Origin of the sequence: Shinella fusca, assembly GCF_014203155.1 — a bacterium.
GTDB classification, from domain to species: domain Bacteria; phylum Pseudomonadota; class Alphaproteobacteria; order Rhizobiales; family Rhizobiaceae; genus Shinella; species Shinella fusca.
In genome coordinates this window covers 1-1,095 of sequence record NZ_JACHIK010000039.1, presented here as the reverse complement: position 1 = coordinate 1,095, position 1,095 = coordinate 1, and the positions used below count along the sequence as shown (strand labels likewise).

Below are 1,095 nucleotides of genomic sequence, written 5' to 3'. Positions count from 1 at the left end.
CCGTCGCGGATGATTGCGTTGAGGATGGTGAGGAGTTTTCGCATTGTCGCGACGATGGCGACGATCTTCGGCTTGCCGGCAGCCACGAGCCTGTCGCGGAAAGCCTTGAGGACCGGGTTGTGACGGGACGCCACGAGGGCGGCCATGAAGAGCACGGCGCGCACCTTGCCGCGACCGCCGCCGATGAAGCTCTTGCCCCGCCATTTGCCCGATTGCCGCGTGAACGGCGCGATCCCCGCCAGTGAGGCGATCTGGCGCCGATCGAGCGTGCCGAGTTCGGGCATCTCGGCAATCAGCGTGCGGGCGGTGGTCGGCCCGACACCCGGCACAGACGTCAGAAGCGCCTCGCGCACCCGCCACAAGGGCGACTTGCGAATACGGCCGTCGAGCTCGTCGTCCAGGCTTGCAAGTTCGTGCCGGAGCGCGGCAAGCAGGCGCTTGATGCTCTTCTGCGTCTCCTTCGTCTGCGCCATCCGTGCCCGGTTCTCTTCCGCCGTGATCATCTGCACGATCTGGCGGCGGCGCGACACGATGGCCGAGAAGGATTCACTCTCCTCATCGCGCAACGGCCGGATATCCGGTTTCGTCGCCGCCACGAAGGCTGCGATCACCGCCGCGTCGATCGGGTCGGTCTTGGCACGTTTGCCCAGCGCATTGGCATAGGAACGAACCTGCGCCGGATTGACCACGACAACGGCAAGGCCGGCCGATGACAGGCCCGCAGCCGCAAGCATCTCGTAACCGCCGGTCGCTTCCAGCGCCACGACATCGGCCTTTGCCTCTCGCAGCCGGGTGATCAGCCCATCCACGCCGGCATGGTCGTTGCCGACAAGGAAACTGTCACCGGCCGGAAGCACATGCACATCCAGCCGGTCCTTCGAAACATCAATGCCAACGATCACGTCCATCCTGTCCCATCCTTGCCTAAGCGGGCTTCGCATGCGCGAGCGGCCCTGGCGACTGTTCGGGTTCGATGGAACGGCGGATGAAGACCCAGGCTCTCCCACGGGCTTGGTGTCCCAAAGGTGCTGCGGTCTCTCATCCGCCACCGCAATCGGCAATACAGCGCCAATCCCGGGCAAAGGGAAGTTACAA

1 protein-coding gene is annotated in these 1,095 nt (G+C 64.8%); it reads right to left on the bottom strand.

Features of this window, described 5'->3' with window-relative positions:
- Positions 1-908 (bottom strand): IS110 family RNA-guided transposase (locus tag HNQ66_RS23390; RefSeq protein WP_184147293.1); only part of this gene is annotated, 908 nt, incomplete at its 3' end.
- Between the last annotated feature and the right edge of the window lie 187 nt (positions 909-1,095).